Genomic DNA, 19945 nt, shown 5'->3' with positions numbered 1-19945 from the left:
ATGCAAGTATTTAGTGTAAAGCACAGCACTCTTTTAAGGCAGAACGAGCGGTTTATTGAAAAAAATGAAGTAACTGATCTGATCAATAAAACCATTCACAACCTGATTAATATACAGGATGAAACGGGTGAATTTCTGCTGCACCTTGATGATGGGAGAACCATAGATACCAAGGGCTGGGCCGGCTGGGAATGGACACATGGCATTGGCCTCTACGGCATTTATAAGTACTACGAACAAACTGGTGATAGCAACGCTTTGGACATTATTGACAAATGGTTCAAAGAGCGATTCAACGAGCGCTTAGCAACAAAAAACGTAAATACAGTATGCCCTTTTCTAACCCTTGCCTACCGCTATGAAGAGACTGGTCGTAAGGAGTGGCTCCCCTACCTGCAAGCTTGGGCCGAGTGGGTGATGTATGACATGCCCCGTACAGAAAAAGGGGGCTTACAGCATATTGTTTATAACAATGAGAACCATCAGCAAATCTGGGATGACACATTAATGATGAGTGTTCTTCCGCTAGCTAAGATTGGCCTCTTGCTAAATAAACCTGAGTACGTAGAGGAAGCCAAATACCAGTTCTTAATTCACATCCAATACTTAATGGATAGACAAACCGGTGCCTGGTTTCACGGCTGGACATTTGACGGCAACCATAATTACGCCAACGCTCTTTGGGCTCGAGGTAATAGCTGGCTCACCATTGTTATCCCTGAGTTTTTAGAACTATTGGATTTACCCGACAGCGATTCTTTCAGACGTTTCCTTATCCAGGCGCTTGAGTCCCAGGTAGAGGCACTGGGCAAATGGCAATCAGACTCTGGCCTTTGGCATACCCTGCTGGATGACTCTGACTCTTATCTTGAGGCGTCAGCAACAGCGGGATTTGCTTATGGCCTTTTAAAGGCAGTAAGACTGCGTTATATCGATGCTGCACATTTCCCTATGGCTGAAAAAGCCGTCAAGGGTGTTATCGAAAACATCAATTCAGAAGGTGAACTTGAACAGGTTTCTTTCGGAACAGCGATGGGAGAAAACCTCGATTACTACAGAAACATCCCTTTAACTTCGATGCCTTATGGCCAGGCTATGGCTATTTTGTGCTTATCTGAATACATGCGGACATATCTGTAACTGCAGTAAGTCCATAGGACGCTCTACACCAATAATATCAAACCAAGGAGTTGATCATGACCACGCCACATTACGCAAAAACACTTTTAACTGCTGCGATTGCTGCACTCTCACTAGGTACTGGGGCTGTTCACGCCCAGGACAATATCAATCTTAAGCTAGCCTATGCGCAAAATTCACAACCGGTAAAAGACGCGTTAGCCCTCTTTGGAGAGCTTGTTGAAGAGAAAACGAATGGCTCCATCAGCGTATCTTATTTTCCCGATAGCCAATTAGGGGGCGAAAGCGAACTGGTTGAATTACTCCAAGCTGGCGCTATTGATATGACCAAGGTTTCGGGCGGGCTAATGGGAAGCTTTTCGCCTCTTTATGATGTTTTTTCAATGCCTTATCTATTTGACGATCAGGAACATTTTTATCAAGTCATGAACGATAAAGAAATCATGCAAAATGTTTATCACTCAACAGAAGACCAAGGTTTTGTTGGCGTTGGCTGGTACGACTCAGGCCAGCGTAACTTTTATACTACCGGCGACCCAATAGAGAGTGTTGAGGATCTATCGGGTAAAAAAATCCGCGTAATGCAAAGCCAAACCGCCATTGATACGATGGAGTTACTCGGAGCGTCCCCTGTAGTTATGGCCCAAGAAGAAGTTTACACCGCTTTACAACAAGGCGTTTTAGACGGTGCGGAAAACAATGAATTTGCCCTTACCGCCGCCCGCCATGGAGAAGTTGTTGATCATTACACTCTTGATGGCCATACGCGTATTCCCGATATTATCCTCATTAGCAACAGAGTTCTTGAGTCGCTCTCTGAGGAACAGCGTAATGCTGTCACGGAGGCCATCCATGAATCGACTGAATTCCAGACTGAGCAGTGGCTGGAAGCTATAGCTAGCGCTAGAACTCAAATTAGAGATGAGTTCGGCGTTGAAATTAACGAAGTAGACATCGCTCCTTTCCAGGAAGCTGTACAGCCCATGTATGAAGAACTTGAAAACGTGCCAGAGCAGTACGCTATATATCAGCAAATTAAATCGGTGAATACGCAGTAACCATGTAGGGCTAAGAGGTGTGGCGCGGATCATCACGTCATACCTCGTCCACTTTTATTACCCTCCTCTCACGATAAACTTCAGCGAAATGGGTCAAAAAGTTCGCTATTTCGTGCGTGCTTGTATTTTGGAGATTTTATGAATATTGGCATTAGAGCCCATGACCTGCCTATGCAGTCACTAGAAAGCCTTGTGGAAGATATTTCGCATAGAGATATCAGCTCAGTACAATTAGCGCTAAATAAATCATTTGACTTTAGAACTGAGCCCGGCTTTTTAACACCGGGTTTGGCAAACCATATTAACAACGCTTTTCGCCAAGCTAATATTCAAATTGCTGTCCTTGGCTGCTATGTCAATATCATACACCCAGATATTAACCAAAGGCAGCAAGCCTTAAATCGTTTTAAAGAACACCTGCGATATGTGCGCGACTTTGGCTGCAGCATAGTTGGCACTGAAACGGGTAACATAAACGCTGACATTATATATACGGAAGAAAATTTTGCAGAGGCACCTTTTCTAGCAATGGTGGATAGCGTTAAGGAGCTGGTAGCGGAGGCAGAAAAATTTGGTGCTATCGTGGGTATAGAGCCTGGCGTTAACCACCCGCTTCATAGCCCGGAGAAAGTAAAACGTCTGCTTGAAGAGGTAAAATCTAACAATTTACAGATAATCTTTGACCCCGTTAACTTTTTAACAAGTGATAATTATCTTAACCAGAATGAGATACTTCAGGAAGCCATCAACTCATGGGGCGATAGAGTAGTTATTCTCCATGCCAAAGATTTCATTGTGGAAGAAGGGAATTTACGCTTTGTGCCCCTGGGTCAAGGCTGGCTGGATTACGACCTTATCTTTGAGAAACTCGTCTCCCGAAAGCCACACATAAGTATCATTATGGATGAAATCGATCAAGGTGATATAAAGAAAAGCTCTGAATTTATTACCAAAACAAACAATAAATTCATTTGAATTATTGACAGCTATAAAAGCGACGGAATAAATCCGTCGCTAATTAAATGACAATATAGGAAAATGCTAAAGAACTATCTTAGCCTGCTGAGTTTTGGCCTTCCCATTTCATCCATAAGGGCGTTGCTACAAACCAAACGACCGTAACTGCTAGGATAACTCCTTTCATTGTTGATTCATTCACTGCATCAAACAGGTAAAGCAGTGGAAAAATTACCGTTAAAATGAGCATTGAAAATGAAATAATTTGCAGTAGCGAGCGCATTAGGTTGACTCCTGTGTTGATACAGAAGATGCCATGCCTGTGGATCGGCCGGCCTTTGCCGATGATCGAACACCTTGCTCAGTCCGTTGGCGCTGTGTAATAAAGCTAAGAACAATAAAAAGTGCCGCTGCGATAAACCACCCAGGCAAGGCTACAAAAAATATTTCAATACCGGCAAATTTTGCCATAAACAAGCAAATAACCAAGGTGATTAACCAAGTCCCTATCACCGGCACAGTGAACTTATGTCCAGCATGCTCTGCATAAAAGCTTTTTAACCCAAGCCTTGGTAATACCCAATAGTCGATAAAGATCACGGCGCCAATGGGCATTAGCAACAAACCGTAAAGAGCAACGAAACCCAATAGCTGCATTGCAACACCAGGGAACAGCGCCACAAAGGTGGTGAGAAGCCCCGTCCCAATCGTGACTTTAAAGCGTGAAACAGAAGGGATAATCGCCTGGAATGCTAACCCCGCCCGGTAAATAGTTGGGTTCGCCGTTGTCCAGCCGGCAATGATGACGCAGATTAATCCGGCCACCCCGAGCGCTTGGTCAGCAAGTGGCCCTGGCAAGGGGTTGGGGATCTGGCCAGCTTCCGAGGCTGCAATAACCGCAGCATCACTGGTCAATCCTGCCTCGTACATTTGAAAGGCAAAGAGCATAGAAGCCGACAACCAAGCCATAAAGTGGCCCACATACATTCCTGCGGCCGAGCCTATGCTATACCAACTCTTGCGGGCAAAGCGCAGTATCGTTAAATCAGCCATCCCCACGTGCATGGCCATATTGGCAAACCAAGCAAAGAAGATAACGTGCCAAATTGAAAAACTGGGCTGACCGGGCACTTCAACACCCGTCCAGATAGCCGTCTCCGCCAGCATCCATAAATCGCTTGCCGAGCTTGCTTCTGCGCCGGTGGCATCAATAAACCACTTCAAGGAAACAATGCCAAAACCCAAAAACATCAGTACCATCCAGGGGGCAGCGATGTTGGCAAACCAGGAAACAAAGCGATAACCATAGGCAGCGACCAACGTAATCACGATGCCAACACCGATAACACTAAGTACCCAGCCAAGACTATTGGGCAACAAATCGGCAAGGGTTGGCAGAGGAAAACCAAACCATACGCCGACTGCCGTGGCAGATACGGTAATCATTGCGCCAGCAAGAAAGCAGAAGGCCAGCCCGTTAGCTAAGTTATAGAGTATGACGGTATAGCGGCCAGCAATTTTTTCCAGATGACAATACAGTGTTAACCGAACCCGCGTTGCAATCGGTGCAGTGAGTAACAGCCAGCTCAATACCGCTAGTAAGTTACCGATTAAAAGCCCTACTACTACATCAAAAGCGGCGACCCCTGCTAATACAAAGAGCGGACCAATCATCAACTCTGTACCTGCAGTGTGCTCACCTGCATACATACCGATAAAACTTTTGAAGCCCAGCTGAGCCTTTTCTGGCACCGGCGTACGCTCATACTCTCCACCCCCAACAGCAGGCTTTGCTGCCGCTGGGGCTGAGTAATTTGCACTACTCATGGCGTGTACCTCTATTGTTGTTAGCGTTGCGTATCAAGCCTCCAGATACACCACATGGCTATGGGTATATTCATAAAGACCGTGCTTACCATCCGCCCCGCCGATACCTGACTTACGGACGCCGGCGTGGAAGCCTTGCATTGCTTCAAAGTTCTCTCGGTTGATATAGGTCTCGCCAAAATCAAGCTCACGGCAGGCCTGCATGGCGTTATTAAGACTCCGGGTATAAATCGATGAGGTAAGGCCGTATTCACAGTCATTGGCCAGTGCTATGGCTTCATCAAGGGTATCAATGATTTGAATGGGCAGAACCGGGCCAAAAATTTCCTGGCGCATAATGGCCATGTCTTGACGACAGCCCGCCAGCACCGTCGGCTGATAGTGAAATCCGGCCCCCAGATCAGCCACATTTCCGCCGGTAATCAATTCAGCCCCATTCCCACGTGCGGTTTCTACCATTTGGGCCACTTTATCCAGGCCAGCTCGGTTAATCATGGGGCCCATCTCAACATCGCTATCCGCTAGCGGGTCGCCATAGCGGGTGGCTTCCATTGCTTTAGCAATACGCGCAATAAATTCATCCGCAACGCCACGCTGGACATAAACGCGCTCGGCGCAATTGCATACCTGCCCGGTATTAATAATCCGTGAACTGCGGATCGCATTCACCGCCAGGTCGAGATCCGCATCATCCAGCACAATAGCAGGGGCTTTACCACCCAACTCCAGGTTGAGCTTGGTGATGTTGTTAGCGGCATTGGCCATAATGCGTGAACCCGTTTCCACGCTGCCGGTAAAGCTGATCATATCGACCTGCTGGCTAGCAGTAAGCGCGTTACCCGCTTCAGCGCCTGTGCCGCTGACCACGTTGAAAACACCTTTTGGCAAGCCAACTTCATCGAGCAAGCGGGCGAACTCAAAACAGTTATTGGGCGTTTCTTCGCTGGGCTTAATCACGATGGTATTGCCCGTGACTAATGCCGGTGCCATCTTGCGTGCGATCAGGAAAAACGGGAAATTCCAAGGCAAAATACCAGCCACCACCCCAAGCGGCTTGCGGAAAAGGAAAATGTTCTCTTTAGGGCGATCGCTTTGAATGATTTCACCTTCAATGCGGCGCCCCCATTCGGCCATATAATCCAAGTAGTCGGCAGTAAAGTTAACTTCAACTTCCGCCAACCCACTGATTTTGCCCTGCTCTTCCGTAATGGTACGTGCCAAATGGGCAACGTTATCACGCAGTTTATTGGCTAAACGGTGTAGAAATGCAGCACGCTCGACGGCAGGCGTCGCTGCCCAGCTCTTTTGCGCTGCACGCGCTGCATCTAACGCTCGTTCGACATCGTCAGCATTGGAGGCGGGAACACGCGATAATAATGCCTGGTTGGCGGGGTTAAATACTTCCAAGTGCTGCTGGGCCGCTTCAAATGAGCCGTTGATATAGTTTTGATAAATGGTTGGCTGTGTCATTCTGGTTCTCCTATTGTGATTATATTGGCCTTGATCAGACCATCTGCTGGTAAGTGCTAAATTGATCAATGCTGATTAAGAAGTGCTTACTAACAAGCACTAAGTTAATAAGTGCTGGAAGACTGGTTCGCGGCTTGCCCCTTGTAGCGTGCAACGGTTGCAAGCGCGCCCTGGCGAAGAAGGCTAATATCGATCCCCACCGCAATAAACTGGCAGCCAAGCGCCTGATAGCGGCGTGCGTCGTCTTCAAGCGGCGCCAGGATACCCACTGGCTTACCCGCCGCCTGCACCGTTTTAATAACCTTCTCAATTACTTTTTGAACGTCTGGGTGCCCCGGATTGCCTGGATGCCCCATTCCCACTGAGAGGTCGGCTGGGCCAATAAAGACCGCATCAACGCCATCCGTTGTTGCAATCGCTTCCGCCTGTTCAACGCCTTTAGGTGATTCAACCTGCACGATTAGGCAGATCGACTCATGCGCCTTAGTTAGGTAGTCATCCACGCCATCCCAGCAGGTTGCACGCACTAAGCCACCGCCGACGCCGCGTATGCCATGGGGTGGGTAGCGAGTAGCACGTACCAGGGCCGCGGCTTGCACTGCACTTTCCACCATTGGCACCATCAGTGTCTGAACGCCAATGTCGAGTAGTTGTTTGATCAACGCAGAGTCCTGGTTAACGCTGCGTACCACCGGCACCGCTGAATAGGGCGCCACTGCCTGTAGTTGAGCCAAAATAGTCGGCACCGTATTGGGGGCATGCTCACCATCAATCAGTAACCAATCAAAACCAGTGCTCGCCACTATTTCAGCGGCATAACCAGTCGCAAAACCAGCCCAGCAACCCCACATGGGGTCACTTTTAGCCAGCGCGCTTTTAAATGTATTAACAGGCATTTGCATGCAGTAGCTCCTTGAAAAGCGATAAAGACCGTTTACTGCAGATTGACGTACATGCCCCCATCAACCAGCAGCGAGGCACCAGTGACGTACTGCGCCATTTCTGAGGCGAGGAAAACGATAGGGCCAGCCAGATCCTCAGGACACCCTAAACGGCCCAAGGGGGTACGGCTTGCCATATAATCGCGCTTATCCTGATCGGCAAGGTCGTCTTTGTTGATATCTGTTTCGATCGTTCCGGGCAGGAGTGCGTTACAACGAATGCCATAGGGGCCTAATGCAATAGCGCAAGATTGCATCAGTGATAACAGCCCGGCTTTTGTGGGGGTGTAGTGGGTTTGCATGCCGCCGCCCACCAGAGCGCTGATAGAGCTGACCGCGATGATGGCGCCACCACGGCCCTGGCGCTTCATCTGATTCGCTGCCGCCTGTACGGCAAAAAAGGCGCCGTTAAGATTGGTATTGACCGTTTCAAGGTACAATTCGCGCGGCATATCGAGAAAGCTGTGGAACGGACAAATACCCGCGTTATTGACGAAAACATCGACGCCGCCAAAATTACTGACGGCGGCTTCTACCAGTAGCTCACCGGTCTCCGGATCACCCGCTGGGGCGCCAACGGCCACCGCTCTCTGGCCTAATGCTTCAATTTCTCGAATTAGCTCCTCAACCGCTGAGCGACTGGAGGGGCTACCACTATAGCCAATGACGACATTGGCCCCTTGTCGTGCGCACTCCAGAGCGGCAGCGCGGCCAATGCCCCGAGAGGCACCGGTGATAATGACGTTTTTATCAGTCAACAGCATAGTCAATTCCTTTTCAGTGATAGGTTCTGTTTACAAGTGGTAAATACGCTGCGCGTTCCCCACAAACAGCGCGTGCTGTTCCTTTTTATTGGCATCGGCGATCACCTCGGCATAGGCGTGCCAAATATCTGCATAGCGCGCGTAGAGTCCGTCGACAGGGTAATTAGAGGCAAATAGGCAGCGTTCGGTACCGAAAGCGTCCAGTGACTCAAGAATCAGCGGGCGAATACTGCCCAGCGTCCAGTGATGATCCAACATCCCAAAGCCACTCAGCTTTACGACGACATTATTCTGGGCGGCCAACAAGCGCATACCATCGCGCCATGCACGCCAGCCCTCTACCCCTTGGCGGTCGACGTACATGCCAGCATGGTTGAGCACAAACTGTGTCTCAGGATGGCGAGCAGCCAGAGCGGCGGCCTGAGCCATTTGCGAGGGATAAATCTGTAAATCAAACGAGAGCCCTAGGCGCGCGAGCTGGGCGAAATTTTCTCTCCATAGGGGCTCTTGCATATAGTGCCGGCCCACGTAGTCATACAGTGGGTCGCTATGCACATTAAGAATTTGGCGGACGCCACGCACACGCGCTGAAAGTGCACATTGGGTCTCCAACTGCGCTTGAGCATCGGGTTGAGAAAGATCCACGCCGGCGACTAGCGCCCAGTTAAGCTTATCGTGTTCAGCCAGTTCACCGGTTAGCCACTGTGTTTCGGCGATAGGATTAACGGCATCGGCTTCGACATGAACCAGCCCTAGCAGCTCAATATCACCACGCTCTTCAAGCAATGTCTGTGGCCCAAAGTCGCGGGCCATTGGAGTATAGTCACCCAACAAATTAACGGTTGGGTGTTCAAGCCAAGGCTGATTGCCTTGGCCAAGGGCCCAGAAATGTAAGTGCGGATCGACTACTTGCATGGCTGCCCTCCTGGGAGAAATGCGAACACTTCATCAAGAGGTACACTGACCGGCGAGTGATCGTGCTCCGTCTCCATGATGTCAGCCATATAGGCCCACCAGCGCTGCATTACCGGCAGTTCAGAAAGCTGATCGACCTGGTGATCATCACGCATGGCCATAATCGCAAACAGGTGGTGACTGTGCGGATCCAGAAAAATGCGGTACTCCTCAATGCCAGCATCGGCCAGAGCTTTTGAAAGCTCCGGCCAGAGCGCATCATGCCTGCGCCGGTATTCATCTGCTTGACCAGGATAGAGGGTCATTCGCAGTGCCTTGATTAGCATAAGTGGCTCCTTAAGTAGCAAATCGATGAGTATAAAAGACCACATTAACGCCGTCGGATACCGCAATCGCTTGCGCCTGCCCACTCCCCCTAGGTGATTCAACCTGTTGCATAAACTGCTCCTTCTACGCCAGTGGTACTAGTCAAAAGCCCCAAGCAGGTCAGGTAGGCCAAGTGTTAAGAAGGGTAAATACATGATGCACAGCAACCCAATAACGAGAACCATGAAGAAAGGCACGAGTGGGCGCATTGTCTTCATGTAATCAACCTCAGCGATCTTGCAACCCAATAGAACGATTAAAGCCACTGGTGGCGTCAGCGAGCCTAAAAGCAGAGCAATAATGACCACGACTGAAAAGTGGATCATGTCGAATCCGAACATTTGGGCAATCGGCGTCAATATCGGCACCATCAAGATCAGCGCTGAAATTGTCTCGATAAACATGCCGACGAGGATCAGTACCAGCACGATAAGCAGTAGCACGATGGCAGGCTCGCTGGTCATGCTAGAAAGCCAAGTAGCTAATGTTGCGGGCACGCCCTCTCGAGCAATGATCCAACTGAACAAGGCGGCACTGCCGAGAATGATCAGAATGCTCGCGGAAGTGATTACCGATTGAAGGGCAAAGCGGTAGGTATTTCTGACATTTAGGCGATGAGAAACCAGTCCATACCCGAGCCCATAGGCGACGGCCACAATACCTGCCTCGGTAGGCGTGAATAAACCACTCTGGATACCACCTACAATGATCACCGGCATCACCATCGCGGGTGCTGCTTTCAAAAACACCTTGCCGGTTTCGCCCAGGCTGGCTCTAAGATGACGAGGTGCACCGATTTCATCAGCTTTCCAGTAAACCAGTGCCATCATGATCATGGCGAGAAATAGGCCTGGAACGATACCGGCCAAAAACAGCGTACCAATGGAAAGCCCCGTCATAGCGCCATAGATCACCATGAGTAGACTAGGTGGAATAATGGGCCCCAAGATTGCCGAAGCGGCGGTAATCACTACCGCCCATTCTGGCTTGTAGCCCTCCTTTTTCATCGCCGGAATCATCATCCCTCCGACTGCAGCCACATCTGCCGAAGCCGAACCGGAGATTCCCGAGAACAGCACGCTCGTCAGGATATTCACCTGGCCTAATCCGCCCCGTATATGGCCCACTAAGGAACGGGAAAAACCAACGATTGACGAGGTGATACCACCGTAATTCATTAGATTCCCGGCGAAGATGTAGAGCGGGATGGCCAGCAAGGGGAAGCTATCCAAAGAGCTGAAAAAGCGCTGAGGCAACACCAGAAGTGGTACCCCGCCATCAATGACCAGGACGGCAACGGCGCTAAGCCCCATGGCGAAGGCGATGGGCACGCCGAGAGCGAGAAGAGCTGTAAATAATCCAAACATTAAGGCAACGATCATAGTAGCTCCTCTACGTCTGATGCTTTTTTCACTTCATCACGACGAACAATGAAAGCAAGGATCGTCAGCACGCCCCCAATGGGGATGGGTGTATACAGCCAAGCTCTAGAAATACCCAACGAGGGTTGCATGGTGCCCAAAGCGCGTAGTGTGAATAGGTACCCCCAGTAGGCTAAAACGGCACAGAAAATAATTGAGATGGCTGCTACTGCGAAACGCCTCACCCTTTCAAAGCGTCCGTTGTTAAACCGAAACAGCTCCACCTTTATTTCATCGCATTTGTAAACCACCACAGGGGTTCCCATAAGTACCAGCCAAACCAGCAGCATCCTCACCACTTCTTCTGTCCAGAAAAGTGGCAGCCCCAGGAGAAACCGGTTGATGACCTGTATGAAAATCAACGCCATGATCGCCGCAAAGATGGCGACGGTCATGGCGCCAAGGGTGGCAAATGCATTATCCAGATAACGACGCATTTGCGAGCTCCTTTTCAGAGTCACTGCTGTCCAATGGACTCAAGGAGTTCTACGGCACCAATATTGGCAGCAAACTCCTCGCGAAAGCCTGCCAGCGCTTCCTGGAAGGGCACGGGATCCACCTCATTGATAGCGATTCCCTCTTCTTCTAGCTGGCTAAACCAGGACTGCTCACGCTCAAACCACTCACTGCGTTGCATTTCAGCCGCTTCCCGGGCGGCCCGGTTTACCGCTTCACGGTCACTATCAGAAAGGTTGTTGTAAAAGGACTCGTTGATGGCAAAACTACCGTCGAAAAGAATATGACGTGTTTTGGACAGTGACTCGGCAACCTCAAATATGCGGAAGGTGTAACCAACTTCTGGGGTGCCTTCCATGGCATCGACAACACCTGCCTGTAACGCGGTGTAGACTTCCGGCATGGGTACAGGCGTCGGCTGAGCTTCCAGTGCGGAGAAGGTGCCCACAAACACGGGGGATTCCGGTACGCGAATCTTCAAGTTATTGAAATCGTCCGGGCCATCGATTTGGCCTTCGGCCAGATAGGTATCTCGATAACCTGCCAGAATCCAGTTAAGCGGCCTGATCCCGGAGGTGGTAACCAATTGCTCAATCAATTGGCCGCCTATTTCACCTGCCACCACGTTTTCCCAGTGATCAACGTCGCGATAAAGGTAAGGTAGTGTCAGCAGACCAAATTCGGGTACATAATTGGCATAGAGGCCCGATTCGCCATACCCCATCTCCAGTACGCCAAGCTCAACAGACTCAATAATTTCTCGTTGCCCTCCCATTTGCCCGGCGGGAAAGATTTCCACCTGGACTTCACCGTCACTGTATTCAGCTGCGAGATCGCGAAATCTTTCAGCTGCTAAATGCTGCTCGGAATCAGTCGAAATATGGTGTGCGAAACGAATTTTCGTTTCAGCATAGGCAGTGCCAAAGGGCATCATGAAGAGCAAGCCAGCGGCACCAACAGTAGTCAGTTTGGAGATTAAAAGACGCGAGGTGTTATTCATTTTCATTGTAGTTTCCTCTGGTATTACTGGGTTCAGTCCCCCTACTTTTTAGCAGGGGTCACTGCTCATCAGGCCGTCATTTAATGTTGGTAAGGCCTAGAAAGTTCACAGTCTGGATTAAGGCGTACGCCAAACCCTGGCTTGTCGAGCTTAGAAGCCGCCATACGGCCATTTTCAGGCACCGGCTCATCCAGCAGCAGCGGATTAAACATGGGCACGACTTCATCGGCTTTCGGCGCCATCATCAAGAACTCAGAGAACGGGCTGTTGTGGCGTGTGATCACAAAGTGGTAGCTGTAAACCGACGAACCGTGGGGTACAACCAGCTTGTTATGCGCGTCGGCCAGCGCTGAAATCTTGATCAACTCTGTAATACCACCGCACCACCCCACATCCGGTTGGATAACGTCACAGCACTCCATTTCCAGCAGCATACGGAAGCCCCAACGGGTGGCCTCGTGCTCACCAGTATTCACCAGCATGCCTTTGGGTACATCTCGCTTGAGCTGCGCGTAGCCCCAGTAGTCATCGGGTGGAAGCGCTTCTTCGATCCATTTCAGGTCGTATGCCTGGGCCCCCTGAGCTAGCCGTGTAGCGTAATTGACATCAAGGCTCATCCAGCAGTCATACATCAGCCAGAAGTCATCGCCGACAGCGCTGCGCATTTTCGCCAAGTGCTCCAGGTTCTTCCGTAGCCCTTCATCGCCTTCAGCTGGCCCATGAACGAGGGGCATTTTGCCGCCAATAAAGCCCATTTTCTTGGCGAGGTCAGGACGTGCGCCAGTGGCGTAAAACACCAGCTCATCGCGAACCGGGCCACCTAATAGCTGATGCACCGGCAGTTGCCGCACCTTACCCAGCAGATCCCAAAGCGCTAGATCAACGCAGGAAATCGTATTAATCACCACCCCTTTACGACCGTAATAGAGCGTGGCGTTAAACATCTGATCCCAAATTTTTTCGATTTCAGTTACCTGTTTACCCTCAATAAAGCGAGCAAGATGCTTCTCGACAATCCAAGCACCAATTTCGCCACCAGTGGTCACAGCAAACCCTACGGTTCCATCGCTTGCCTCTACCTCAACCACCAAGGTGCCCAGAACATTGAGTCCAAAGCTTCCACGTGTCATGCGGTACTCTGGGTACTTGCTCATGGGCGTCGCGATCTGAGAATCGATCCAGTGACCTTCGGCTTGGTCATGGTAGTCAGCACCGCCACCCCGGACGGTGTAAGCGCGCACCTGTTTGATAGTGGGTTCGCTCATAAACACTCCTCGTTATGCTTGTTAATGTCATCTTGTTGAGGAAGTTCTAAGTAAAATCGAGCAAGGTAGCCAATGATTATCTGGTTCGTCTCAATACCTTTAAGTTATCACGGAGCGTTAAGCCAGCAATGGCGCCAGCTTGCGCGAAACCGCTCAATAATTAGAATCCGAACCACTAGACTAATGTCGCACAGCCAACTGAAGTGCAAACACCATACCGTTTGGGTATCAATTCAACAGCGAGATGAGAATGGAAAGCTTTCAATTGTTGGTAGCAAGGCTTCGTTATAAGCACCTTCTTATGCTCTCGACATTAGGCAAAGTGGGCAACCTACACCAGACTGCCGTGGCCATGCATATGTCACAGCCTGCCGCGACACGTATGCTGAGTGAAATTGAGCGGGTGTTTGCGTGCCAGTTATTCGAGCGCATGGCAAAGGGAATGCGTCCGACCAAAGTGGGCGAAATGCTGGTGGAATTTGCTGATAATGCGTTAACCCGTTTGGATCGATGCGCCGAAGAGGTTCACCGCTACCAACTGGGTGGACGCGGACAATTAACCGTTGGCGCCATTATGGGGGCCGCGCCTGACCTGGTGGCTCAAGCTATCATCGAGATGAAACGCCTGCGTCCCATGTTACAAATTCGTTTGATGGGTGAGACAAGCGATCAATTAGTGGCGCTACTCGAGCAGGGTAAAGTGGATATAGCAATCGCTCGCTATGCGACCTCCATCCAACATAATCAATTCGATTTTGAGCCATTGGGCAACGAAAATATGGTCACTGTGGTACGCCGTGGTCATCCATTAACCGATGAGCATTTGCCGCCTCTTGAGCAACTACTAGAAGACTGGCCCTGGATACTTCAACCGATAACCACACCAGCACGCCAAGCGCTCGAAAAAGAGCTGGAGATGGAAGGGTTAATGTCGCCACGCGATATCATCGAATGCGGCTCAATCTTTGCCGCCTTACAGCTAGTGCAAAAAAGCGATGCACTGTTAGTAATGGCTGAATCCGTTCTTAGAGACCATCTCAATATAGGGCTAATTGAGATGCTGCCACTGACCCTTGGACGAACGCTTTCACCGTTTGGGTTATTGACCCGAAAAGATACGTTTTATGGTGAACCGGTGACCGGCTTTTGCGACATTTTGCGCCGTAATGCCGTTCAGTGGGAGTAAATAAAAAAGCCGACCCATTGGATCGGCCAAACTGATGGGACATTGCACAGTATGGGGAATACTGCGCAGAGATGCCTGGGGAAGGCATCGCCAAAACGCCGGGTTAGGCGGCTTGGCGATGCCCTCCCAGAGAATTGCGTCCTTTCCGGGAGTAGCTCCCTTTACCTTTTTTCGGGGTTTGCTGCTGCATTTTAAACATCGGCGTTCGCAGCTGCGCTTTTAAAGCGTTGTCTTTTATCTTGCGCTGTTTCATCGTTTTCTCCATTCTTTTAAAGATGCCTGCCTGGGCAGGCACCCACTACGACACATACTATTAATTGAAGTTCATCGTTTAGCGTTTCAAGTCCTGGTTATTCATTCCTCTTACTCATCCCAGAGCGGCGCTATTTCAGGGTTGGCGATACGCTCTTTACGATCCAACTTGGCGATTTCCGTCATCTCGCTGTCGCTCAAGACTAAGTCAAAGGCGGCAATGTTGCTTTGAATATTTCGCGCTTTGGTCGATGAAGGAATCGTAATCATATTGCGCTGTTTTACCCAAGCAAGGGCAATTTGCGCGGGCGTGGCGTTATGCGCGTCGGCGATCTGCTTAAGGGTTGGGTCATCCATGACTTTACCCACGGCCAGGGGCATAAAGGCAGTAATCTGAATGCCATGCTGCTCGCAGTGCTCGGCTAGCTTACGGTTCTGTAAGAAAGGATGAACCTCGATCTGATTGGTGAGAATCTCACCTTTGCCCAGAATGCTGACCGCTTCGTCCACCTGTGCGATGGTAAAGTTGGAAATACCGATATTGCGCGCTTTACCCTCGGCTTTGACCTCTTTTAGCGCCGTCAGGTAATCGACCATTGGCACTTCGTCCTTAGGTGATGGCCAGTGGATTAACAGCAAGTCGACATAATCAGTGCCCAATTTCTGCAGACTTTCGTCCACGCTGGCTTTCAGCGTGGCGGGCTCCAGCTTATCAAACCACACCTTGGTGGTTAGGAAAATATCGCTGCGTGGCACGCTGCTGTCGCGAATTGCCTCCCCCACACCGGTTTCGTTACCGTAAAACTGCGCCGTGTCGATGTGGCGGTACCCGGCCTCAAGCGCCGCGTGAATACTCTGCTTGAGCGTATCGCCTTCCAGGCGAAACGTACCAAAACCGGGGTTAGGCATCACATTTTGCATCATTAACATCCTTTTCTATTGATAGCGTGTTAACTAACATGGGGTGGCTACAGCACCACTTCAACCCTTTGCTATTGAAACTCTTACCATGATGACGCCATGATCTTCGCTAACGAAACATCCGCCCGTGGCGAAGCGCCCTTACTCCCGCTTCACCGCCAATCAGGCTTTTTAAGTTTTTTGCTGTCGCGATTAGCCGCGGTATTTGCCATGCAGATTCAGGCCATTGTAGTGGCTTGGCAGGTTTACGATATCACCCGGGACCCGATGGCACTGGCCTATGTGGGTTTGGCGCAGTTCCTGCCAATGGTGCTATTGCTGCTACCTGCAGGGGATTTCGTTGATCGCTTCTCGCGCAAACGTATTTTGCAACTTAGCTGGTTGGTGCAAGGGCTATGCAGCGCCCTGCTGCTAACCCTTTCGCTGAATGAAAGTCATAATGTGGGCGGCTATTACGCTGTTCTGGCGCTGTTTGGTGCCGCACGCGCCTTTACCGGTCCTGCCTTACAAAGCTTGCTGCCCAATATTGTGCCCCGGGCGCAGCTTGCCTCTGCGATTGCCTTGAATAGCTCTATTATGAAAATTGCCGTGATCGCCGGCCCGTTATTGGGCGGCATTCTGTATGGGTTAGGCGGTGGCAGCCTTGCCTACGGCGTGTGTTTAGGCTGTTTTATTGCGGCACTTGTGCTGCTGCTCCCGGTGCCCATTCGCTACGCTGAAACCGCCAAAATACTGGAAAGCACTGCCATAAAGCGCTTTACCGCAGGTATTCGTTACATCCGCCATCAGCCGATTATTTTGGGCGCCATTTCGTTGGATCTGTTTGCCGTGTTATTGGGTGGCGTCGTGGCGCTACTGCCTATCTACGCCCAGGAAGTGCTGCACGTTGGGCCGGAAGGGTTAGGCGCGCTGCGTAGCGCCATTGCGGTGGGCGCCCTCCTAATGGGGCTCTACTTAGGCATCCGCGGCATTCAGCGCCGCGCCGGGTTGGTAATGTTTATGGCGGTGGCGATTTTTGGCATTGCGAATCTGGTGTTCGCCTTTTCAACGATTTTTTGGCTCTCCCTGATAGCCATGTTGGTGGCGGGCGCCGCCGATATGATTAGCGTCTACGTGCGCATGACGCTGATTCAGCTTGCCACCCCAGATGAGATGCGCGGCCGAGTGAATGCCGTCAACATGCTGTTTATCGGTTCCAGCAATGAGCTAGGCGAGTTCCGCGCGGGCAGCATGGCGGCAGGGTTTGGCGTAGTGCCGGCGGCCATTATTGGCGGCGTGGGCACTTTGGCGGTGGTCGGCGCCTGGATGAAGCTGTTCCCAACCTTGCGCCGGGTTGACCGTTTTGACGATGCGCGCTGATAACACTCCATCCCACCATCCTTAACGCACTAACAGAGCAATCACCACAATAGCCAGCGCTAGCGATGCACCTTTCCAGAACAGCACCGGATCACGTTCCAGCAGCGGTAACTGGGCGCGCTTCAGCATGTCTGGGCTTGGCGAGCGTAGCTCGAAGATAAACTCCGAAAGCGCCGGAAAGCGTTTGTGGGGAGTGGGATGTAATGCCTTTTTGAGCACCTCATCCACCCAGGCGGGCAGTTCACGGTTCTCGCTAAGCGCCGATTGGTAGGCAAGCTTATGCTGCGCTGCCCGAGTGCGAGTTTTGGCCACCTCGGTGCCATAGGGCAGCGTGCCGGTTAGCATCTGATAGGTAATCACTGCCAGTGAGTACTGATCCGAACGGGGCGTGCCTCCTTCACCCAGAAAATACTCCGGCGCGGTGTACTGGACAGTGCCTAGAATATCGTCGCTAGCCGCCCCGACCTCTTCGGCAAGGCCCGCCACCTTGGCAGCGCCAAAATCGATCAGCTTCACCGTTCCGTGGCTATCGATCATGACGTTATCGGGGCGTAAATCCTGATGCAGCATTTCCAGGCGATGAAAGGCGCGTAGCCCCTTGGCAATCTGCTCGACGATGGGACGAACGCTGGCTAATTCGGCGTTGGGGTGGTCACGCATCCACTGGGTCAGGGTTTGCCCTTCGATATACGCCAGCACGGTGTAAAGGTAGCGGCGAGGGCGCTCTTGGGCGGGGGCTTTAAGCACGTGCTGATTATCGATGCGTCGGGCAATCCACTCTTCGCGCACAAACCGCTCGATACTCGCCGGGTCTTGGCTTAGCTCGGTTGAGAGGGTTTTTAGTGCCACCTTCTCGCCACTGGCAACATCTTCCGCCAGGTAGACATGGCTACGACTGCTGGCATGCAGTTGACGCACAACGCGGTAGCCGTCCAGCTCGCTTCCTGCACGCAATTCAGACGGTGACGGCAGGGTGCTAAGCGCCGCGTAGAGTTCATTAGCGTGGCGCTCAGGCAGCGAATCAATGCGCACAATTTGCACGGTGAGGTTGTCATCGCTGCCATGATCGATTGCAGCCGCGATTAGCGCCTCAGCCGCCGCATCGAGATCGCCCCAATGGGCGTGAATCAGCGCGGCCATTTCAGCGCCGGTTAGCCACTCATAAACACCGTCGGTAGTGAGTACAAACACATCGCCCACACTCAGCGATACGGCGCAATAATCCAGCTCCAGGTGCTGGCTGGCCCCCATGGCGCGGCTTAAATGACTAACTTCCCGGGATGCCCAGAAGCGATGATCCTCGGTCAGAGGCTCCAGCGTATTGCCGACGAGCTGATAGATACGGCTATCGCCAACGTGAAACAGGTGCGCAGTGGTGGATTTAATCACCATCGAGCTCAGGGTACACACATAGCCACGATCCAGGTTGTAGCGGTACTGGCTTTGCCGGGTTTGGGCGTAAAGCCACGCATTGGTGGCCTGCAGTACCCGCTGGGCGGAGGTTTTAACCGCCCAGGTGGCCGGGGTGGCATAGTAGTCTGTTAAAAACCCGCCTACTGCTGCCTCGCTCGCTTCCCGGCTCACTTCGCTGCTGCTGATCCCATCCGCTAACGCGATCGCAATGCCTTTGGTGGCGCGCTGGGGGTCGCTGGGTAGATAAGCGCCATAAAAATCCTGATTGCTGGGCTTGCGCCCTTTATCAGAGTGCTGGCCGAGCGAAATGGTCAGCGCTGCCATTATGCTTCCCCTAAAAAAAGCCTCCGCCGGAGCGAAGGCTTGGTTAATGACAAACGGCTACCTATCAGATCATAGGGCTTTTTGCGGCGCGGTACGCACGTGAGTGGTGTAGAGCGTAAGCCCCGTCAACGCCAAACCTCCAATCAAGTTACCCAGCACTACCGGAATTTCGTTCCAGATCAGGTAATCCATAATCGAGAAGTTACCGCCCATCATCAGGCCGGATGGAAACAGAAACATGTTGACCACCGAGTGCTCAAAGCCCATACCGAAGAACAGCATAATCGGCATCCACATGGCAATCACCTTACCGCTCACCGTGGTTGAGATCATTGCCCCCACTACTCCCAGCGATACCATCCAGTTACACAATATGCCGCGAATAAAAATCGTCGCCATGCCGCCTGCGCCATACTCTTTGTAACCCACGGTGCGCCCTTCACCTACTTCACCAATGACCCGCCCCACTTCGCTGGGTTCGGTGCTAAAGCCGTAGGTAAAGACAATTGCCATTAGAAAGGCAACCGTTAATGCCCCACCAAAATTACCGATAAACACAATGCCCCAGTGCTTGAGAATACGATTAATCGTTACCCCAGGCCGTTTATCCAGCCACGCCAGCGGCGTTAACACAAATACCCCGGTCAACAGATCAAAGCCCATTAGATAGAGTATCGAGAAGCCGACCGGAAACAGGATGGCGCCGATAATCGGGTAGCCGGTTTGCACCGCTACGGTCACCGCAAACACCGCCGCGATGGCCAATATAGCCCCCGCCATAAAAGCGCGAATCAGTGCATCACGGGTAGACATATGCAGCTTGGCTTCACCAGCATCGACCATCTTGGTAGCAAATTCGGCAGGCAATAAGTAGGACATAGAGAGCGTTTCCTTTGTTGTGGGTTTCTAG

The 19945-nt window shown here is 51.3% G+C and carries 20 protein-coding genes; 5 read left to right on the top strand and 15 right to left on the bottom strand.

Annotation, left to right across the window (positions count from 1 at the left end):
* The 3 genes from E0L35_RS04905 to E0L35_RS04895 all read left to right on the top strand — a co-directional run bounded on the left by E0L35_RS04905 (position 1) and on the right by E0L35_RS04895 (position 3173).
* The gene (locus E0L35_RS04905) at positions 1 to 1140 is read left to right on the top strand and encodes a glycoside hydrolase family 88 protein (RefSeq protein ID WP_138799809.1); all 1140 of its coding nucleotides are present in this window, start codon (positions 1 to 3) and stop codon (positions 1138 to 1140) included.
* Positions 1141 to 1196: 56 nt separating this feature from the next.
* On the top strand, positions 1197 to 2198 hold the full coding sequence (locus tag E0L35_RS04900) for a TRAP transporter substrate-binding protein (protein WP_138799808.1): 1002 nt from the start codon (positions 1197 to 1199) through the stop codon (positions 2196 to 2198).
* Positions 2199 to 2336: 138 nt separating this feature from the next.
* Entirely contained in the window at positions 2337 to 3173 is an 837-nt protein-coding gene (locus E0L35_RS04895; protein WP_138799807.1) for a sugar phosphate isomerase/epimerase, read from the top strand.
* A gap of 79 nt (positions 3174 to 3252) precedes the next feature.
* Here E0L35_RS04895 and E0L35_RS04890 read toward each other — a convergent pair whose 3' ends face one another.
* The 11 genes from E0L35_RS04890 to rhmD form a co-directional block, all read right to left on the bottom strand.
* The gene (locus tag E0L35_RS04890; RefSeq protein ID WP_138799806.1) at positions 3253 to 3438 is read right to left on the bottom strand and encodes a hypothetical protein; all 186 of its coding nucleotides are present in this window, start codon (positions 3436 to 3438) and stop codon (positions 3253 to 3255) included.
* Positions 3438 to 4907 (bottom strand): hypothetical protein, encoded by a 1470-nt coding sequence (locus tag E0L35_RS04885; protein WP_249362093.1) that lies wholly within the window; start codon positions 4905 to 4907, stop codon positions 3438 to 3440. Before E0L35_RS04885 ends, E0L35_RS04890 begins: the two co-directional genes overlap by 1 nt.
* Before the next feature lie 108 nt (positions 4908 to 5015).
* Positions 5016 to 6452: an aldehyde dehydrogenase gene (gene aldA, locus E0L35_RS04880; RefSeq protein WP_138799804.1), complete on the bottom strand. Its 1437-nt coding sequence runs from the start codon at positions 6450 to 6452 to the stop codon at positions 5016 to 5018.
* Between the two features lie 104 nt (positions 6453 to 6556).
* Positions 6557 to 7354, bottom strand: coding sequence for an HpcH/HpaI aldolase/citrate lyase family protein (locus E0L35_RS04875; protein ID WP_138799803.1), 798 nt, complete (start codon positions 7352 to 7354; stop codon positions 6557 to 6559).
* A gap of 32 nt (positions 7355 to 7386) precedes the next feature.
* Entirely contained in the window at positions 7387 to 8157 is a 771-nt protein-coding gene (locus tag E0L35_RS04870) for an SDR family NAD(P)-dependent oxidoreductase (RefSeq protein ID WP_138799802.1), read from the bottom strand.
* A gap of 30 nt (positions 8158 to 8187) precedes the next feature.
* Entirely contained in the window at positions 8188 to 9072 is an 885-nt protein-coding gene (locus tag E0L35_RS04865; RefSeq protein WP_138799801.1) for an amidohydrolase family protein, read from the bottom strand.
* Positions 9063 to 9398: an L-rhamnose mutarotase gene (gene rhaM / locus E0L35_RS04860; protein WP_138799800.1), complete on the bottom strand. Its 336-nt coding sequence runs from the start codon at positions 9396 to 9398 to the stop codon at positions 9063 to 9065. Before rhaM ends, E0L35_RS04865 begins: the two co-directional genes overlap by 10 nt.
* A gap of 138 nt (positions 9399 to 9536) precedes the next feature.
* Complete coding sequence (locus E0L35_RS04855) at positions 9537 to 10820, bottom strand: TRAP transporter large permease (RefSeq protein ID WP_138799799.1); 1284 nt, start codon at positions 10818 to 10820, stop codon at positions 9537 to 9539.
* Entirely contained in the window at positions 10817 to 11296 is a 480-nt protein-coding gene (locus tag E0L35_RS04850) for a TRAP transporter small permease (RefSeq protein WP_138799798.1), read from the bottom strand. Before E0L35_RS04850 ends, E0L35_RS04855 begins: the two co-directional genes overlap by 4 nt.
* Before the next feature lie 20 nt (positions 11297 to 11316).
* Positions 11317 to 12321: a TRAP transporter substrate-binding protein gene (locus tag E0L35_RS04845; RefSeq protein ID WP_138799797.1), complete on the bottom strand. Its 1005-nt coding sequence runs from the start codon at positions 12319 to 12321 to the stop codon at positions 11317 to 11319.
* Positions 12322 to 12395: 74 nt separating this feature from the next.
* Positions 12396 to 13580, bottom strand: coding sequence for an L-rhamnonate dehydratase (gene rhmD, locus E0L35_RS04840; RefSeq protein ID WP_138799796.1), 1185 nt, complete (start codon positions 13578 to 13580; stop codon positions 12396 to 12398).
* A 301-nt stretch (positions 13581 to 13881) separates the two neighbouring features.
* Between rhmD and E0L35_RS04835 the strand changes: the two genes are divergently transcribed.
* Positions 13882 to 14766: a LysR family transcriptional regulator gene (locus E0L35_RS04835; protein WP_249362092.1), complete on the top strand. Its 885-nt coding sequence runs from the start codon at positions 13882 to 13884 to the stop codon at positions 14764 to 14766.
* Positions 14767 to 14869: 103 nt separating this feature from the next.
* Here the strand turns inward: E0L35_RS04835 and arfA are convergent, their stop codons facing one another.
* A complete protein-coding gene (gene arfA, locus E0L35_RS04830; RefSeq protein ID WP_008957724.1) occupies positions 14870 to 15019 on the bottom strand; it encodes an alternative ribosome rescue factor ArfA in 150 nt (49 codons plus the stop codon).
* A gap of 110 nt (positions 15020 to 15129) precedes the next feature.
* Positions 15130 to 15948, bottom strand: a complete 819-nt coding sequence (gene dkgB, locus E0L35_RS04825; protein ID WP_138799794.1) for a 2,5-didehydrogluconate reductase DkgB — start codon at positions 15946 to 15948, stop codon at positions 15130 to 15132.
* A 90-nt stretch (positions 15949 to 16038) separates the two neighbouring features.
* Between dkgB and E0L35_RS04820 the strand changes: the two genes are divergently transcribed.
* Entirely contained in the window at positions 16039 to 17298 is a 1260-nt protein-coding gene (locus E0L35_RS04820) for an MFS transporter (protein ID WP_138799793.1), read from the top strand.
* 21 nt (positions 17299 to 17319) lie between these two features.
* Here the strand turns inward: E0L35_RS04820 and E0L35_RS04815 are convergent, their stop codons facing one another.
* Both E0L35_RS04815 and E0L35_RS04810 read right to left on the bottom strand, forming a co-directional pair.
* Positions 17320 to 19035 carry a bifunctional protein-serine/threonine kinase/phosphatase gene (locus E0L35_RS04815; RefSeq protein ID WP_138799792.1) on the bottom strand — a complete coding sequence of 572 codons (1716 nt, stop codon included), beginning with the start codon at positions 19033 to 19035 and terminating at the stop codon, positions 17320 to 17322.
* Positions 19036 to 19104: 69 nt separating this feature from the next.
* Entirely contained in the window at positions 19105 to 19914 is an 810-nt protein-coding gene (locus E0L35_RS04810; RefSeq protein ID WP_008957727.1) for a formate/nitrite transporter family protein, read from the bottom strand.
* Positions 19915 to 19945: the final 31 nt, after the last annotated feature.

This window comes from Halomonas sp. ATBC28 (genome assembly GCF_005937175.1).
Taxonomy (GTDB): domain Bacteria; phylum Pseudomonadota; class Gammaproteobacteria; order Pseudomonadales; family Halomonadaceae; genus Vreelandella; species Vreelandella titanicae.
The sequence above is the reverse complement of the archived record's forward strand: the minus strand, read 5'-3'. Positions and strand labels throughout refer to the sequence as shown.

Bases quoted from the DNA above. Each gene is read 5' to 3' on its own strand.
- E0L35_RS04905 (WP_138799809.1), top strand. From the start codon at position 1: ATGCAAGTATTTAGTGTAAAGCACAGCACTCTTTTAAGGCAGAACGAG.
- E0L35_RS04900 (WP_138799808.1), top strand. From the start codon at position 1,197: ATGACCACGCCACATTACGCAAAAACACTTTTAACTGCTGCGATTGCT.
- E0L35_RS04895 (WP_138799807.1), top strand. From the start codon at position 2,337: ATGAATATTGGCATTAGAGCCCATGACCTGCCTATGCAGTCACTAGAA.
- E0L35_RS04890 (WP_138799806.1), bottom strand. From the start codon at position 3,438: ATGCGCTCGCTACTGCAAATTATTTCATTTTCAATGCTCATTTTAACG.
- aldA (WP_138799804.1), bottom strand. From the start codon at position 6,452: ATGACACAGCCAACCATTTATCAAAACTATATCAACGGCTCATTTGAA.
- E0L35_RS04875 (WP_138799803.1), bottom strand. From the start codon at position 7,354: ATGCAAATGCCTGTTAATACATTTAAAAGCGCGCTGGCTAAAAGTGAC.
- E0L35_RS04870 (WP_138799802.1), bottom strand. From the start codon at position 8,157: ATGCTGTTGACTGATAAAAACGTCATTATCACCGGTGCCTCTCGGGGC.
- E0L35_RS04865 (WP_138799801.1), bottom strand. From the start codon at position 9,072: ATGCAAGTAGTCGATCCGCACTTACATTTCTGGGCCCTTGGCCAAGGC.
- rhaM (WP_138799800.1), bottom strand. From the start codon at position 9,398: ATGCTAATCAAGGCACTGCGAATGACCCTCTATCCTGGTCAAGCAGAT.
- E0L35_RS04855 (WP_138799799.1), bottom strand. From the start codon at position 10,820: ATGATCGTTGCCTTAATGTTTGGATTATTTACAGCTCTTCTCGCTCTC.
- E0L35_RS04850 (WP_138799798.1), bottom strand. From the start codon at position 11,296: ATGCGTCGTTATCTGGATAATGCATTTGCCACCCTTGGCGCCATGACC.
- E0L35_RS04845 (WP_138799797.1), bottom strand. From the start codon at position 12,321: ATGAAAATGAATAACACCTCGCGTCTTTTAATCTCCAAACTGACTACT.
- rhmD (WP_138799796.1), bottom strand. From the start codon at position 13,580: ATGAGCGAACCCACTATCAAACAGGTGCGCGCTTACACCGTCCGGGGT.
- E0L35_RS04835 (WP_249362092.1), top strand. From the start codon at position 13,882: ATGCTCTCGACATTAGGCAAAGTGGGCAACCTACACCAGACTGCCGTG.
- arfA (WP_008957724.1), bottom strand. From the start codon at position 15,019: ATGAAACAGCGCAAGATAAAAGACAACGCTTTAAAAGCGCAGCTGCGA.
- dkgB (WP_138799794.1), bottom strand. From the start codon at position 15,948: ATGTTAATGATGCAAAATGTGATGCCTAACCCCGGTTTTGGTACGTTT.
- E0L35_RS04820 (WP_138799793.1), top strand. From the start codon at position 16,039: ATGATCTTCGCTAACGAAACATCCGCCCGTGGCGAAGCGCCCTTACTC.
- E0L35_RS04815 (WP_138799792.1), bottom strand. From the start codon at position 19,035: ATGGCAGCGCTGACCATTTCGCTCGGCCAGCACTCTGATAAAGGGCGC.
- E0L35_RS04810 (WP_008957727.1), bottom strand. From the start codon at position 19,914: ATGTCCTACTTATTGCCTGCCGAATTTGCTACCAAGATGGTCGATGCT.